Source organism: Streptomyces sp. NPDC051109, from assembly GCF_044455885.1.
Classification (GTDB): Bacteria; Actinomycetota; Actinomycetes; order Streptomycetales; family Streptomycetaceae; genus Streptomyces.
In genome coordinates, this window is record NZ_JBITFF010000024.1 from 13,954 (window position 1) to 30,055 (window position 16,102).

At 73.6% G+C, this 16,102-nt stretch carries 11 protein-coding genes; 5 read left to right on the plus strand and 6 right to left on the minus strand.

Annotation, left to right across the window (positions count from 1 at the left end; all coding sequences use genetic code 11):
* Positions 1–54 precede the first annotated feature (54 nt).
* Both ACIBAD_RS31875 and ACIBAD_RS31880 read right to left on the minus strand, forming a co-directional pair.
* Entirely contained in the window at positions 55–846 is a 792-nt protein-coding gene (locus ACIBAD_RS31875; RefSeq protein ID WP_398910168.1) for an SDR family NAD(P)-dependent oxidoreductase, read from the minus strand.
* A 101-nt stretch (positions 847–947) separates the two neighbouring features.
* Entirely contained in the window at positions 948–1,529 is a 582-nt protein-coding gene (locus tag ACIBAD_RS31880) for a TetR/AcrR family transcriptional regulator (protein ID WP_398910170.1), read from the minus strand.
* A 58-nt stretch (positions 1,530–1,587) separates the two neighbouring features.
* Between ACIBAD_RS31880 and ACIBAD_RS31885 the strand changes: the two genes are divergently transcribed.
* Positions 1,588–2,529: an NAD-dependent epimerase/dehydratase family protein gene (locus tag ACIBAD_RS31885; RefSeq protein WP_398910172.1), complete on the plus strand. Its 942-nt coding sequence runs from the start codon at positions 1,588–1,590 to the stop codon at positions 2,527–2,529.
* Positions 2,530–2,553: 24 nt separating this feature from the next.
* Here ACIBAD_RS31885 and ACIBAD_RS31890 read toward each other — a convergent pair whose 3' ends face one another.
* The gene (locus ACIBAD_RS31890; RefSeq protein WP_134067890.1) at positions 2,554–3,021 is read right to left on the minus strand and encodes a helix-turn-helix domain-containing protein; all 468 of its coding nucleotides are present in this window, start codon (positions 3,019–3,021) and stop codon (positions 2,554–2,556) included.
* A gap of 493 nt (positions 3,022–3,514) precedes the next feature.
* On the opposite strand from ACIBAD_RS31890, the gene argG reads away from it, so the two are divergent.
* The 3 genes from argG to ACIBAD_RS31905 all read left to right on the plus strand — a co-directional run bounded on the left by argG (position 3,515) and on the right by ACIBAD_RS31905 (position 8,115).
* Entirely contained in the window at positions 3,515–4,963 is a 1,449-nt protein-coding gene (gene argG, locus ACIBAD_RS31895) for an argininosuccinate synthase (RefSeq protein ID WP_134067889.1), read from the plus strand.
* Between the two features lie 147 nt (positions 4,964–5,110).
* Positions 5,111–6,844 (plus strand): protein kinase, encoded by a 1,734-nt coding sequence (locus ACIBAD_RS31900; protein ID WP_398910175.1) that lies wholly within the window; start codon positions 5,111–5,113, stop codon positions 6,842–6,844.
* 83 nt (positions 6,845–6,927) lie between these two features.
* Positions 6,928–8,115, plus strand: coding sequence for an epoxide hydrolase family protein (locus ACIBAD_RS31905; protein WP_398910176.1), 1,188 nt, complete (start codon positions 6,928–6,930; stop codon positions 8,113–8,115).
* On the opposite strand, the gene ACIBAD_RS31910 is transcribed toward ACIBAD_RS31905, so the two are convergent.
* Positions 8,082–9,029 (minus strand): helix-turn-helix domain-containing protein, encoded by a 948-nt coding sequence (locus tag ACIBAD_RS31910; RefSeq protein WP_398910178.1) that lies wholly within the window; start codon positions 9,027–9,029, stop codon positions 8,082–8,084. The genes ACIBAD_RS31905 and ACIBAD_RS31910 overlap by 34 nt on opposite strands.
* A gap of 97 nt (positions 9,030–9,126) precedes the next feature.
* Between ACIBAD_RS31910 and ACIBAD_RS31915 the strand changes: the two genes are divergently transcribed.
* Entirely contained in the window at positions 9,127–10,188 is a 1,062-nt protein-coding gene (locus tag ACIBAD_RS31915; protein ID WP_398910180.1) for a saccharopine dehydrogenase family protein, read from the plus strand.
* 71 nt (positions 10,189–10,259) lie between these two features.
* On the opposite strand, the gene ACIBAD_RS31920 is transcribed toward ACIBAD_RS31915, so the two are convergent.
* Together ACIBAD_RS31920 and ACIBAD_RS31925 are read right to left on the minus strand one after the other, a co-directional pair.
* Entirely contained in the window at positions 10,260–11,672 is a 1,413-nt protein-coding gene (locus tag ACIBAD_RS31920; protein ID WP_398910182.1) for a M1 family metallopeptidase, read from the minus strand.
* 37 nt (positions 11,673–11,709) lie between these two features.
* Positions 11,710–15,618: a Pls/PosA family non-ribosomal peptide synthetase gene (locus ACIBAD_RS31925; RefSeq protein ID WP_398910184.1), complete on the minus strand. Its 3,909-nt coding sequence runs from the start codon at positions 15,616–15,618 to the stop codon at positions 11,710–11,712.
* Positions 15,619–16,102: the final 484 nt, after the last annotated feature.

Consider the following 16,102-nt stretch of genomic DNA (forward strand, 5'->3'; position numbering starts at 1 on the left):
CCGGGCCGCGCGCGGGCCGCCCGGGCCCGCCCTTCGCCCGGAACCGGTCGGCGCTCAGCGGCTCTTCTTCTGTGCTTCGACGATGCTCCGTACCGTGTCGTCCACCCCGGCGCGGCTCTGCACCCACTCCGAGAAGCCGGGGAACTGCCCGGCGATCGCGATGAGCACCTTCAACTCGGCCGGAGCGACGTTGACTTCGCACCGATTGCGCTCGATGGCCCGGATGACGCCCCGCGCCACCTGATCCGGCGAGGAAGTCCGCGCGCCGCCAGGGGCCTTGGCGCCGGTCGGGGCGTGCATGCCCGCGTCGCGGACGTATCCCGGCTGGACGATGGACACCCCCACGCCCGTGCCGCGCAGGTCCTGACGGAACGCCAGCGCGAAGCCGCGCAGCCCGAACTTCGTCGCGTCGTACAGCGAGGACGACTTCGTGGCGGCCTTTCCGGAGATCGAGCCGATCATCGCGATGTGGCCCCGCCCCGCGCCGACCATCCGGGGAGCGAGCAGCCGGGCGAGCATGACCGGGGCCCGCAGGTTCACGGCCAGGGCCCGATCGATCTGTTCGGGGGTGTAGTCGAGCAGGTCGCCGCTCGACGGGAGCGCGGCGTTGGCGATGAGGACGTCGGTTTCGGGGCACTCCGAGGCCAGCCGCTCGACATCGGAGGGGTCGGCGAGATCGGCGAGGACGGCCCGGGCGCCGAGCTCGTCGGCCACGGCCCTGAGCGCGTCCTCGCGGCGCCCGGTGACCACGAGCTTCGCGCCCTTCGCGGCGAGCGTGCGGGCCAGTGTGAGGCCTATGCCGCCCGTGACCCCGGTGAGGAGAACGGTTGATCCGGTGATGCGCATCCCAAACCCTCCCAGTTGTTCGTCCGAACGAACAGTGGCAGCCCGGTGGTCGAGGAGGCCAGACGCTTCACCGAACCCCAGGCGGTCAGGCGGTCAGGCGGTCACGCGGTCGGCGGTGCGGCGGCGCGCAGGCCTCCGAGGAGTGCGGCCAGATAGCGGTGGGCGGTGTCGATCCGGCCGGCGGGGTCGCCGCCGTGGACGTTCACGGCGTAGGCGATGCCGCACATGAGCGGGACCAGATCGCCCGAGGCCAGATCGGGGCGGACGGCCCCTGCCTCGCGGGCCCGGTCGAGCAGGACACGGCCGGTCGACCACAGTGCCGTCTTGAGTTCCGTGGTGTGCGGCAGGGCGTCTTCGGGTGCGGCCGTGACGGGGGCCAGGGAGGCGTCGGTGACCTGCGCTTCGAGGGTGCGGGTCAGGAAGCCCTCCAGCGCGTGCCAGGGGTCGGGGTCGGACAGTGCCTGCTCGCCGTGGGCGGTCAGGGCTTCCAGGCAGGGGGTGGCGACGGTCTCCAGCAGTGCCTCGGGCGTGGCGAAGTGCCGGTAGACGGTTCCGACGCCGAGTCCGGCGCGGCGGGCGACGTCGTTGAGCTGCAGCGGCGTGCCCTGGTCGACGAGGGTGCGGGCGACGGCGGTGATCCGGTCCCAGTTGCGGGCCGCGTCCCTGCGCAGTGGCGTCGTCATGCGGACATGGTAACTGGATGGCCCATCCGGATAGTGGTGGTCGCGCTAGTGTTCGCCCGTGAGCCTTCATGTCGTCATCGGATTCGGGCCCGCAGGGGCCGCCACCGCTCGACTCCTGGTGGAGGAGGGGCATTCGGTACGGGTCGTCACCAGATCGGGCCGCAGCGCGGAGCGCGGCATCGAGCACGTCGCGCTGGACGCCGCCGACGGCAGGCGGCTGGCCGGGGCGGCGCAGGGTGCGGCCGCGATCCACCACTGCGCCGCCCCGCCCTACCACCGCTGGGCGAGCGAATGGCCTCCGCTGGTCTCGTCCGTCTGCGCCGCAGCCGAGGAGAGCGGAGCCGTCCTGGTCTTGCTGGGCAACCTCTACGGCTACGGGCCCGTCGACGGCCCCCTGACGGAGGGGCTGCCCCTGGCGGCCACCGGAGCCAAGGGCCGGGTGCGCGCCGCCGGTTGGGCAGCGGCCCGCAAGCTCCACGAGGAGGGCCGCATCAAGGCGGTCGAGGTGCGGGCCTCGGACTTCTTCGGGCCCGGCGTGACCGACGGCGGGCACCTGGCCGGGCGGGTCGTGCCGCCGCTGCTGCGCGGCAAGTCCGTCTCCACCCTCGGCGACCCGGACGCCCCGCACAGTTGGAGCTACCTCCCCGACGTGGCCAGGGCCCTGGTCGAGGTCGCGGGCGAGGAGCGGGCGTGGGGACGCGCCTGGCACGCCCCGACCGGACCCGCGTTGTCCGTCCGGGAGATGGTGGACCGGCTCGCCGCCCGGGCGGGAACGGGGCCGGTCGCGGTGCGGCGGCTGCCGTCCGCCGTGCTGGGCGCGGCCTCGCTCTTCTCGCCGCTGCTCCGCGAACTGAAGGAGATCCGCTACCAGTTCGACCGGCCGTTCATCGTCGATTCGACGGCGTACGAGGCCGAGTTCGACGCGCGCGCCACTCCCATCGACGAGCAGGTCGGGGCGACGGTGGACTGGTGGCGTGCGCGATCTGCCGCCACCCGGTGACTCCCGGGCCGGAAGGGCGGCCTCTCACTCCGGATCCGAGGGGCCCTTGGATCCCGGGGGCTCTGCGGGGTCGGTGACGGGAGGAAGGCCCTGCAGCTGCCGGTACTGATCCATGATGGCCATGATGGCCCGCAGGTTCTCCGCCTTCATGCCGGCCGCGCGCATCGCCACCGAGCGGACTCCTGCCTGCCGCAGGGCCTCGATGGCGGCGATCTCGTCGAGCTCCGACTCGGCGGCCTCGTCGTCGAAGAAGTAGGCGACCGATACGCCGAAGAAACGGGCGAGGGCGGCCAGCAGGTCCGGTGAGGGGTTGGAGCGCTTGCCCGTCCGCAGCTGCGAGAGGTACACACCGCCGGCCTTGATCTCGGGGTTGGCCCGCTTCAGCTCCTCGGCCACCTCGGCATTGGTCCAGCGCCTGCCCTGGGGGCGAACCGTCTTGAAGAGGTCGTCCAGGCGCACCGCCAGTGCGGGCCGGTCGTCAGTCCCGGACACTGCGCATCTCCCTTCCGTCACCTCCTCGACATTGCTCTCAGCTATTTTCCAGTTTTGCAGATTAGCGGTCAGTTGACAATCTGGCTTGAGTCCGCCACCGTGGACCCGGTCGATAGCTGACAGCTAACTTTGCTTCACGGGGGTAGCCGAGTGAGTTGCCGGCCGTATCGACCCGGCCCGGGCCGGCCCCCGGGGGATGGGGGCCGGCCCCGCAGGCACGCGCCCGGGCTCTCGACCCGCTCAGCCGGCCGTGCGCCGGGCGGACGCGCTCGCGATCCGCTGCCCCGTCCAGGGGGCCCTCCATTCCGATGTCCTCTGCCGACCATGCGTGCCTCGGGGTGAATTCCGCGGGGTGACCGCCTCGGCGACGGCCGCACCGCCGCCCTCGGTGTCATCGGTGGCGCTCGTGAACATCCATGGATCCCATCGCACCCCTCGACGGCCGAGCCTTAGGCGGTTTGCATAGCCATGCGTTTCAGTGCATACTCTTCCCATGTCAAAGGTTCTCACCTCCCTGCCCGCCGGCGAGCGCGTCGGCATCGCCTTCTCGGGCGGCCTCGACACCTCCGTCGCGGTCGCGTGGATGCGCGACAAGGGTGCCGTCCCCTGCACCTACACCGCCGACATCGGCCAGTACGACGAGCCCGACATCGCGTCGGTGCCCGGCCGTGCCAAGACCTACGGTGCCGAGATCGCGCGCCTGGTCGACTGCCGGGCGGCGCTGGTCGAGGAGGGCCTGGCCGCACTCGCGTGCGGCGCGTTCCACATCCGCTCGGGCGGTCGTGCGTACTTCAACACCACGCCGCTCGGCCGCGCCGTCACCGGCACCCTGCTGGTCCGGGCGATGCTTGAGGACGACGTACAGATCTGGGGCGACGGCTCGACCTTCAAGGGCAACGACATCGAGCGGTTCTACCGCTACGGCCTGCTCGCCAACCCCCACCTGCGCATCTACAAGCCGTGGCTCGACGCCGACTTCGTCCACGAGCTCGGCGGGCGCAAGGAGATGTCCGAGTGGCTCGTCGCCCACGGGCTGCCGTACCGCGACAGCACGGAGAAGGCGTACTCCACCGACGCCAACATCTGGGGCGCCACCCACGAGGCCAAGACGCTGGAACACCTCGACACCGGCGTGGAGACCGTGCAGCCGATCATGGGCGTGCGGTTCTGGGACCCGTCGGTCGAGATCGCCGCCGAGGACGTGACCATCGGCTTCGACCAGGGCCGCCCGGTGACCATCAACGGCAAGGAGTTCCACTCCCCGGTCGACCTGGTGATGGAGGCCAACGCCATCGGCGGCCGCCACGGCATGGGCATGTCGGACCAGATCGAGAACCGGATCATCGAGGCCAAGAGCCGCGGCATCTACGAGGCGCCCGGCATGGCCCTCCTGCACGCCGCGTACGAGCGCCTCGTCAACGCGATCCACAACGAGGACACCCTCGCGCACTACCACAACGAGGGCCGCCGCCTGGGCCGGCTCATGTACGAGGGCCGCTGGCTGGACCCGCAGGCCCTGATGGTCCGCGAGTCGCTGCAGCGCTGGGTCGGTTCGGCCGTCACCGGCGAGGTGACCCTGCGGCTGCGGCGCGGCGAGGACTACTCGATCCTCAACACCACCGGCCCGGCCTTCAGCTACCACCCGGACAAGCTCTCGATGGAGCGCACCGAGGACTCCGCGTTCGGCCCGGTGGACCGGATCGGCCAGCTCACCATGCGCAACCTCGACATCGCCGACTCGCGCGCCCGTCTGGAGCAGTACGCGGGCCTCGGCATCGTCGGCACCGCGCACCCCGAGCTGATCGGCGCCGCGCAGGCGGCGGCGACCGGCCTGATCGGTGCCATGCCGGAGGGCGGCGCCGAGGCCATCGCCTCCCGCGGCGAGGTCTCCGAGGACGACGAGCTGCTCGACCGCGCGGCGATGGAGTTCGGCACCGACTGATCGGGGGACCGGCCCCGGCCCCGGGCGGTTCGCCACGTCGACACGACGTGCGGACCGCCCGTTGTGCCGTCCGCGTCCTGCGCCGATCCGAACGTGCGTGCCACTACGCTGGGCCTGCTCGGTAGGCGAGTTGGCGAACGGCGAGGGATGGGGCGTGTGGTGACGGCGGGGGAGGCGAACGGCGCGGAGCTGGTCGGCAGGTTGCTCGGCGGGCGGTACCGGGTGACCGCGATGATCGGACGCGGCGGCATGGGCGTGGTCGCCCGCGCCGTGGACGAACTGCTGAACCGGGAAGTCGCCGTCAAGGTCATGCGGGCCTACACCGACGCCTCCGCGGTCGAACTGGCCGATCTGCGCACGCGGATGCAGCGCGAGGCCCAGGCCGCCGCCCGCATCCGGCACGGCGGTGTGGTCACCGTGCACGACGTGACCGAGGAGGAGGGCCTCCCGGTCATCGTGATGGAACTCGTCGACGGTCCCTCGCTCGACGACGTACTGGAAAAGCGCGGCCCGCTCGCACCGCACGATGCCGCGGCGATCGGCGCCAAGCTGATGGACGCGCTCGACGCCGCGCACCGGGCCGGCGTCCTGCACCGCGACGTCAAACCGGCCAACGTGCTGCTGGAGCGCGACGGCCGCGTCGTGCTCACCGACTTCGGCATAGCCACCGTGCAGGCCTCGGGCGACGAGGACATGGCCAAGCTGACCCGCAGCGGCGACATCATCGGCTCCCTCGACTACCTCCCGCCGGAGCGCGCACAGGGCCGGGAACCCGGCCCCGCGTCGGACATCTGGTCGCTCGGCATGACGCTGTACGCCGCCGTCGAGGGCACGTACCCGTTCCGCCGTACGTCCGCCTGGTCCACGCTGTCGGCGATCGTCACCGAGCCGCTGCCGGAGCCCCGCCGGGCGGGAGCGCTCGCGCCCGTTCTGCTCGCCCTCATGGCGAAGGACCCGGAGAGCCGGCCCACCGCCGGCCGGGCGCGCGAGATGCTGCAGGCGGTGGCCGAGGGCAGGAGCGCGCACGGTGCGGCTCCGGCGGCCTCCGGCCCGTCGACGGCACGGTCCGCGACCGCCCCACCTGCGACCGCCCCACCCGTGGCCGGTCCGCCGCTCGCCCCCCGCACCCCGCCCGCCACCGTACGGCCCGTATCCGTACCGACCCCTCCGCCCGGCTACGGCCCCGCCCCGGTCCCGTACCCCCAGCCCGCCCCGCAACCGCCGTACCCCGGCCACCCGGCCCCCGCCCCCGGGCAGCCGGGGCCCGTCGCCCCGATGGGCGCACCGACCGCGCCCCACGCCCCCGGCCAAGGGAGCGCGTCCCGCGGACGCGTGGCCATCGCGGCGGCCGTCGCCGTCGTCCTGGCCGGAGGCGGCATCACGTACGCGGCGATGGGCAGCCACGCAGGCAAGGGCGGCCCGTCGCAGGCCCACGCCGCGCCGCCGCAGGCCACCGGCGTTCCTTCCGCCCCGCAGGGTCAGAACCCCGGGTCCGCGAAGCCGTCCAAGGACTCCGGCAAGCCCGGCAAGTCCTCGACGCCGACGCCGGGCGGGAAGAACGGCTCGACCCCCAAGGCATCGGCCCCGCCGCAGGCCGAGCCCACTCCCGTCTCGACGAGCTGCACCGGGTGGAGCCATCAGGACCGGAACCCGGGAACCCACGGCTACATGTCCGGCACCTACCACATCACCACCGGGCCCTACCAGGAATGCCCCGCCGTGGCGGTGGCCAAGTCCGGTACGAAGCTCATGTACCAGTGCTACGTCGTCAACGCGTACGGCAACAAGTGGACCTATGTCCGCGCCACCGACACGAACGCGTCCGGCTGGATGTCCAACGACAACCTCACCCGCCAGAGCGGGTCGTCGAGCCGCTGCTGACAGGGGCCTGGGCGGGGTCTCGCCGATCATGCCGGGCTCGCTGATCCGGCCTGATCGACGGGACGCCCCCTAGAATGCGCCCCATGCCGGACGCCTCCCCCCGCCCCGAGCCGTTCACCCCGCACACCGACCCCGCCGCGCTCGACGACCTCCGCGCGCGGCTGCGCGCCACGCGGTGGCCGGACGCGCCCGAGGACGCCGGCTGGTCCCTCGGGACCGACCTCGGCTACCTGCGCGAGCTCGTCGCCTACTGGGCGGACGGGTTCGACTGGACGGCGCAGGAGGCGGCTCTCGCGCGGCTGCCGCACTTCCGCGTACCGCTCCGCGGCCTGGGGATCCACTTCGTGCACGCCCGCGCCGTAGCCCCGGCCGGGGCGCCCGTACTGCCGCTGGTCCTCGGCCACGGCTGGCCGGACTCGTTCTGGCGGTACTCGAAGGTCGTCCCGCTCCTGGCCGACCCCGCGGCGCACGGCGCCGATCCCGCCGACGCGTTCGACGTGGTCGTCCCCGACATGCCGGGCTTCGGGTACTCCGAGCGCCCCACCGGCCCGCCCCTCGACGCCGTCGCCGTCGCCGGGCTGTGGGCCGAACTCATGGGGGTACTCGGGTACGAGCGGTTCGGTGCGGCGGGCGGGGACGTAGGCAGCCACGTCAGCCGCTACCTCGCGCTCGACCACCCCGACCGGGTGGCGGCCGTCCACCGCACGGACGCGGGCCTGCCGCTCTTCACCGGCGACCCGGCGGAACTCGCCCCCGAGGAGCGCGCCTGGCTGGAGGCCACCGCCGCCTGGGGTGCGAGCGAGGGCGGGTACGTCGCCATGCAGCGTACGAAACCCCAGACCGCCGCCTTCGGGCTCACCGACTCGCCGGCCGGGCTCGCCGCGTGGATCGTCGAGAAGCTCCGGGCGTGGAGCGACTGCGACGGCGACGTCGAGCGGAGCTTCACGAAGGACGAGATCCTCACGAACGTCACGCTCTACTGGCTCACGGGGACGATCGGCTCCTCCATGCGCATGTACCGCGCGAACGCCGCGATCCCGCTCGCCCAGCACGCCCGCCGGGTCGAGGTGCCGTCCGGCTTCTCGATCTTCCAAGGCGACGTGGTCCGCCCGCCGAGGGCGTGGCTGGAGCGCACGGCGAACGTCGTGTACGCGACCGAGCCGCCGCGCGGCGGCCACTTCGCGCCGTTCGAGGAGCCCGAGCTGTACGCGGAGGAGCTCCGCGCGTTCTTCCGCCCCTACCGGGCGGCGGTGCGGAACGTGCGCCGGTAGGCGTCCGGCGGCACGCCGACCGTACGGTTGAAATGGCGGCGCAGCGTGGCGTCGGTGCCCATGCCGGTGGCCGTGGCGATCGTACCGATGGTGTCGTCGGTGGTCTCCAGGAGCTCTTGGGCGCGGTGGATGCGCTGGGTCAGCAGCCAGCGCAGGGGAGTGGTGCCGGTGAGGTCGGTGAACACCCGCGCCAGGTGGCGCGAGCTCATGTTGGCCCGGCGGGCCAGGTCCTCCACGGTGAGCGGCTGGTCCAGCCGCTCCATCGTCCAGGCCAGCAGCGCACCCAGGGGGTGGTCGCGCGGCTCGGGCACCGGAGTGGCGACGAACTGGGCCTGGCCGCCCGCCCGGTGCGGCGGGACGACCAGGCGGCGCGCGACCTGGTTGGCGACGGCCGAGCCGTGGTCGAGCCGGACCAGGTGCAGGCACAGGTCCATCGCGGCGGCCTTTCCGGCCGAGGTGAGCACGCTGCCGTCGTCCACGTAGAGCACGTCCGGATCGACCTCGACCCGGGGATACTTGGCGGCCAGCGCGGCGGCGTGCAGCCAGTGCGTGGTGGCCCGGCGCCCGTCCAGCAGACCCGCCGCCGCCAGTACGAACGCGCCCGTGCACAGGGAGGCCACCCGGGCGCCCGCCTCGTGGGCCGCGCGTACGGCGTCGACCAGTTCGGCGGGCGGATCCGCGTCCAAGTCGGCACAGGCGGGGACGATCACCGTGTCCGCCCGCACCAACAGGTCGAGGCCCGCGTCGGGTTCGAGCCGGAAGCGGCCGCCGACGGGGACGGAATCGGGACCGCACAGGGCGAACTCGTACCAGGGATCCGCCAGATCGGACCGGTCCACACCGAACACATCGCAGGCCGCGGCGAGTTCGAAGTGCGGGACCCCGGGCGTGACGGCCAGCGCGACAAGGCTCATGTCCGAAAGTGTACGGGGCGTGGCATTACCGCTACTCCCGTCCGACGGCCCCTCACCGGCACGATGGCATCCAGTGATCAACCGAACGGGGAGCCTCATGGAATCGAATCGAGTGGCGGCGGCGGTAACGGTCTTCGGCGCGTACGGGCACACCGGGCGCTTCGTCGTCTCCGAGCTGCTGGACCGGGGGCTGACCCCGATCCTGTCCGGCCGTGACGCCGACAAGCTCCGCGCACTGGCCGCCGAACGCCCCGGACTCGACGTCCGGCCGGCATCGGCCGACGATCCGGAGGCGCTCGACCGCGCCCTGGCCGGAGCGGCCGCGGTGATCAACTGCGCCGGGCCCTTCGCAGAGACCTCCGCGCCGGTGATCGAGGCCGCCCTGCGCGCACGGATCGCCTACCTGGACGTCGCGGGCGAAGTGGAGGCCGTCGCCGACACCTTCGCCGATTTCGCGGTCAGGGCCCGGGAGGCCGGGATCGTGGTCGTGCCCGCGATGGCGTTCTACGGGGGCCTCGGCGACCTGCTCGCCACCGCCGCGCTGGGTGACGCCCCGGCGGCCGACGAGATCGACATCGCGTTCGCCCTGAGCAGTTGGCAGCCCACGGCGGGGACCCGCGGGTCGAGTCAGGTCTCGCGGCGCCGGCGCGAGGGCCGCCGGCTCGTCTACGCGGACGGCCGACTGGAGCTGCGTACCGACGCGGCTCCCACCGGGCAGTGGTCCTTCCCCGCCCCGGTCGGAGACCGGGCGGTGATCGGCGAGTTCACGACCACGGACAGCGTGACCATCGCCCACCACCTGTCCGCCCCGGACATCCGGACCTTCATGACGGTCGAGGCGGTCAAGGACGTACTGGCCCCGGACGCCGTGGCGCCGGAGCCGGTCGACGAGCGGGGCCGGTCGGCGCAGACCTTCCTCGTCGACGTCACCGTTCGCGCCGGCTCCACCCGGCGCCGCGCCGTGGCCCGAGGGCAGGACATCTACGCCGTCACCGCGCCGCTCGTCGTCGAAGCGGTCAGCCGGATCCTCACGGGACGGGTCAAGACGGTGGGCCTCGTCGCCGCGCCCGGAGAGATCTTCGACGCGCACGCCTTCCTGACCGCGCTGGCCCCGCAGCACCTCTCGTACGAGCTCGGCGCCGCCGACACGCGCGGCTGACGGAGGCCCCGGCCTCGCCCGGCCGTCCCCGCCCCCCCGCCCGGCAGGCCCCGGGTCAGGCACGCCCCAGGTCAGGCAGACGTGCGGCCCCGGCTCGGCCGGCCGTTCGTGGGCGGGTACGCGGGCTTCGCGGGCGTCGTCGCCGACGGCCGTACGGGCGGGGGCACCGGCAGCGGCGGCAGGGAGGGTTCGTACAGCCAGGCCGAGAACACGTCGTCCACCGGCTCGGCCGCGTACCGGGCCACGTGCGTGGTGAGGGTGGCGGTGCTCACCACGCCGTGCCGGTGCACCGTGGTCCAGTCGCGCAGCATGCGGAAGAACGCGCCGTCGCCCAGGGCGCAGCGGACCGCGTGCACCGCGAGCCCCCCGCGCTGGTACAGCCGGTCGTCGAACATCAGCTTGCGGCCCGGGTCGACCAGCCGCAGGTCCTGCGGCTGCGAGGCCAGCAGCCGGTGCGCGGCGGCCGCCTGCTCGTGAGCGCTGCGGCCGCCGGAGCGCTCCGACCACAGCCACTCGGCGTACTTCGCGAAGCCCTCGTTCAGCCAGATGTGCCGCCAGTCGGTGACGGTCACGCTGTTGCCGAACCACTGGTGCGCGAGCTCGTGGGCGACGAGCCGCTCCGACCCGCGGGCGCCGTCGACGTGGTTGGCGCCGAACAGGGAGAGGCCCTGGGCCTCGACCGGGACGTCGAGCTCCTCGTCGGCGACGACCACCGCGTACTCCCCGAAGGGATAGGGCCCGAACAGGTCCTCGAACAGCTGCATCATGGCGGGCTGCCGGGCGAAGTCACGGGAGAACCGCGGCAGCAGGTGCGCCGGTACGTGGCCGCTCATCGGCACCCCGCCGAGCCCGGGGTCGCCGAGCAGCACCGTCTGGTACACGCCGATGGACAGGCCGACCAGGTAGCTGGAGGTCGGTGCGGGCTGCTCGTACACCCAGGTCGTCGTGGACGCCCTGGTCGTCCGCGTGAGCAGCCGCCCGCCCGCCACCACCGTGTACGAGGAGGGCGTGTTGATCGAGATCAGGTACGAGGCCTTGTCGGCGGGCCTGTCGTTGCACGGGTACCAGGAGGGCGCGCCGACCGGCTGGCTGGCCACCAGCGCGCCGTCGGTCAGCTCCTCCCAGCCGAGCCCGCCCCAGGGGCTGCGCACCGGCTTGGGATTGCCCGCCCAGTGCACCTCCACCGTGAAGGCGGCGCCGGCGGGCAGCGGCTTGGCCGGGCGGATGCGGAGCTTGCCGCCCCGGTGGGTGTAGTGCGGGGCCCGGCCGTTGACCATGACCCGGCCTATCTTGAACTCGGCCAGGTTCAGGTGGAACTCGGCGAGCGGCGCCCGCCCGGCGATCGCGCTGATCCGGGCGGTACCGGCCAGCCGGTTGGGGCCGGGCCGGTACTCCAGAGCGAGTTCGTACCGGTGCACGCGGTAACGGGAGTCACCGTTGTCGGGGAAGTACGGGTCCGATGCCGCTGTCCTCTGGCCGTTCATTGCCGCTTCCGCTCCCTGCGCTGTGCCCGGGCCCTCGTCAGGTCCGCCATGCCTCGATCGGGTTGCCCAGCCAACGGGTGTCGGCGGGGACGGATTCCCCGGCCATCACGAGAGAGGCGGGACCCAGCGTGCTGTGGGCCCCCACCGAACTTCCGGGCAGGACGATGCCGCCCGGGCCCAGCGTGGCGCCCTCGCGGAGGACCACAGTATCCGTCCTCAAGATCCGGTCGTGGAAGAGGTGAGTCTGCAACACGCACCCGCGGTTCACGGTGACCCCGTCGCCCAGTTCCACCAGGTCGGACTCGGGCAGCCAGTAGCTCTCGCACCATACGCCCCGGCCGATCCGGGCCCCCAGTCCGCGCAGCCACAGGTTCAGCAGCGGGGTGCCGGGCACCGACCCCGCCAGCCACGGCACGGCCAGTACCTCCACGAAGGTGTCGGCCAGCTCGTTGCGCCACACGAAGCCGCTCCACAGCGGGTGCTCTCCCGCCCGGTGCCGTCCCACCAGCAGCCACTTCGCGCCCACCGAGACCGCGCCCGCGGCCACGCCGGCGGCGAGCAGGACCACCCCGGACAGCAGCGCCGTGCCCCAGACCCCCGGGCCGCCGCCCGCCGTGGCCAGCGCGCACAGCGCCGCCACCATCAGCACGGCCAGCGCGGCCGAGCAGAACACCGGCAGGAGCCGGCACAGCTCGACGAGGCCGCGGGCCCACAGCAGCCGCGCGGGCGGATCGTACGTCCGGCTCTGGTCGGAGCTCTCGGCGGACCGGGGCAGCCGGACCGGCGGCAGGCCCAGGTAGGAGCTGCCCTTCTTGGCCTTCTTCGGGGTCGCCGAGAGGACGCCCACCAGCCCGCCGTCCGGCACGCTGCGGCCGGGCGCGGTCATGCCGGAGTTGCCGAGGAACGCCCGGCGGCCGATCTCGGAGTGCCCGATGTGCATCCAGCCGCCGCCCAGCTCGTACGGGGCGGTCAGCGTGTCGTCGGCGAGGAACGCCCCCTCGCCGACGGTGGTCAGGCTCGGCAGGGCGAGCACGGTGGAGACCTCCGCGCCCCGGCCGATCTTCATGCCGAGCAGCCGCAGCCACACCGGGGTGATCAGACCGGCGTACAGCGGGAAGAGCGTCTCCCGCGCCAGGTCCATCAGCTGGGTGACCGTCCAGGCCTGCCAGCCGATCCGGCTGTGCGTCGGATGGGTTCCGGTGCGCAGGCCGAGGCTGAGCAGGCGTACGGAGGCCAGCAGCAGGGCCGCGTACGTGAACCCGTAGGCGAGCGCCCCGGGCACCACGGCGATCAGGGCCCCGCGCAGGGCCTCGGCCAGCCCGGCGCCGGAGGGCACGAACCGGCTCACCACGAGCAGCGCGGGCACGGTGGCGAGCACCGGCAGCGCGTTGAGCCCGACGCCGGCCGCCCCGTAGGCGGCCCGCCAGAAGGGCCCGCGCTGCGGGCGCTCCTTGGGCCAGTTGTGCTTGGCCTTGCCGAGCTTGACGGCGGGCGCACCGGCCCAGCGCTGCCCGGTGGGGACCGTCCCGACCACGGCGGAGCCGGGGGCCACCTCGGCCCGCTTGCCGACCCGCGCACCGGGGAAGAGCAGACTCCGGGTGCCGACCACCGCGCCCGCGCCCACCTTGATCGGGCCGATCACCAGCCGGTCGCCGTCCAGCCAGTGCCCGCAGAGGTCCACCTCGGACTCCACGGCGCAGCCGCGGCCCAGCTTGAGCATGCCCGTCACCGGAGGCAGCGAGTGCAGGTCCACCTCGGGGCCGACCTTGGCGCCGAGGGCCCGCGCGTACCGCTCCAGCCAGGAACCGGTGAGCGAGGTCGCGCCCACGTACTCGGCCAGCCGCTCGGCCGTCCACAGCCTCAGGTGCACGCTTCCGCCGCGCGGGTGGCGCCCCGCCTTCACCCCGCGCAGCAGCAGGCGCGCGCCGCCGGCCGCGATCACGAGGCGGCCGGGAGGGCTGAAGAGCAGCGCCGCACCGGGGACGACCAGCCACCACGAGGCGGTCGGCGCCCACGGGTAGGCACCGAACCAGTGGAGCGCGTTGCCCAGCGCCAGCAGGGCCACGCTCCAGCGCAGGCCCACCAGGGTGAACAGCGGGAGCAGCAGGAGTGACTGCACGGCCTTGGACCGCAGCGGAACGGGCGTGACGACCCGGGCCGCCTCGTCTTCCCGTACGGACTTCTCCAGCCGCCGGGCCAGCTTGCGCAGGACGGGCTGCTGGTAGATGTCGAGGACGGCCGCACGCGGGTAGCGGGTGCGCAGGCGGGTGGTGAGCTGGGCGGCGGCGAGGCTGTTGCCGCCGATCGCGAAGAAGTCGTCGGCGGCGCCCGTGACGGCGACCCCGAGGGTCTCGGTCCACTGCTCGGCGAGCCAGGCCTCGGTGCCGTACAGCTGCTCGGTGGGGCCGGTGGTCTCCAGCTCGGGCAGCGGCCAGGGCAGCGCGTTGCGGTCGACCTTGCCGGAGGTGCGGGTCGGCAGCTCGTCGACGGGCGCGAGCAGCGGTACGAGGGCCGCGGGGAGCTCGGCGCGCAGCCGCTCGACGGCCGCCGCGTGGTCCCAGCCCTCCTGGGCGACCAGGTAGCCGACCAGTAGCTGGTTGCCGCTGCGCGCCGTACGGACGGCCGCGGCCGCGCCGGCGACGCCGGGCAGGGCCTGGAGCGCCGCGTCCACCTCACCGAGCTCGATCCGGCGGCCGCCGAGCTTGATCTGCTCGTCGCTGCGGCCGAGGAAGACCAGGCCTTCCGGTTCCGCGCGGACGAGGTCGCCGCTGCGGTAGGCGCGCTCCCAGCCGAGGGGTTCCAGCGGGGCGTACTTCTCGGCGTCCTTCTCCGGGTCGAGGTAGCGGGCCAGGCCGACCCCGCCGATCACGAGCTGGCCGCTGCCGCCCATCGGCACCGGCTCGCCGGACTCGTCGACCACGGCCAGCTCCCAGCCGTTCAGCGGGAGGCCGATCCGGATCGGCTCCTCGCCGGTCAGGAGCGAGGCGCAGGCGACGACGGTGGCCTCGGTGGGCCCGTACGTGTTCCACACCTCGCGGCCCTCGGTGACCAGGCGCTGGGTCAGCTCGGGCGGGCAGGCCTCGCCGCCGAAGATCAGCAGCCGGACCTCGTCGAGGGTCTCGGGCTCCCAGAGCGCGGCCAGGGTCGGCACCGTGGAGACCACCGTGATCTCCTGCTCCACCAGCCAGGGGCCGAGGTCGGCGCCGCTGCGGACCTGGGAGCGGGGGACGGGCACGAGGCACGCGCCGTAGCGCCAGGCCAGCCACATCTCCTCGCAGGAGGCGTCGAAGGCGACGGACAGGCCGGCCATGACCCGGTCGCCGGGTCCGATGGGCTCGTCGGTCAGGAACAGCGCGGCCTCGGCGTCCACGAACGCGGCGGCGCTGCGGTGGCTGACGGCGACGCCCTTGGGTTTGCCGGTGGAGCCGGAGGTGAAGATGATCCACGCGTCGTGCTCGGGTCCGGGGCGCGCGGCGGACACGGGGACGTCCGGCAGGCCGGTGACGTCGACGCGCTGTCCGCCGCCCAGCACGGCCCGTACGCCGGCCTCGCCGAAGACCAGCTCGGCCCGCTCGTCGGGGTCCTCGGCATCGACCGGGACATAGGCGGCGCCCGTGGCGAGTACGGCGAGAATGGCCACATACAGTTCATTGGTCCCGGACGGCACGCGGACGCCGACCCGGTCGCCGAGCCCCACGCCGGCCGCCGCGAGCGCGCGCCGGCGGCGTTCGACCTCGACGGCCAGCGCCCGGTAGGTCAGCTGGGCGGAGCCGTCGTCCAGGGCGGGCTCGTCGGGGTACGCCCGTACGGACGCCTCGAAGATGTCGACGAGGGTGCGCGTGGGGGCGGCGGGCCCCGCGGAGAACCGGGCGGATTTGCCGGACTCCTCGGGCACGTCGCTGTCGTCGAGCAAGGTCAGGTCACCGCGCTCAGGTGTGGCTGCCATCGGCCCTCGCGTCTCGCTCCCGGGGGGACATCCGGGTCGCCGGCGGAGCCCAGGTCTGCCCGGGTTGTTCCGGTCCGGCGTCGAACAACCCGCCATTCTAGTGCGGCATCAAGAGTTTTCTCGCTGAAGGCTCGGCCCGTGGCGGAGAAGGACCGGTCCGGCCCACGCGCGCCGATCATGGCCTTCGGGCGGGTACGGGGTGGTCAGGACGGTGCCGAGCCGGTGATGACGGTGACGGTGTGGCTGAGGGTGGAGTCCCGCCGTGGGGTCGCGCCAGCGGACGCCGATGTGGCCGTCGGGGCGGATGAGCAGCGCACCGGCGGGCCGACGCCGCAGCGGTCGGCGTGCCACGGCGCGGCGGCCCTGCCGCCCACGGCTGCCGCTACGCGGTCGAGGCCTCGCCTTCCCCGTCCGCGGCTACGAGGAGGCGCTCCCCATCCACCCGCACGAGGAGGGCGCGGCCCGGTAGCGGGCCGCGTTCCAC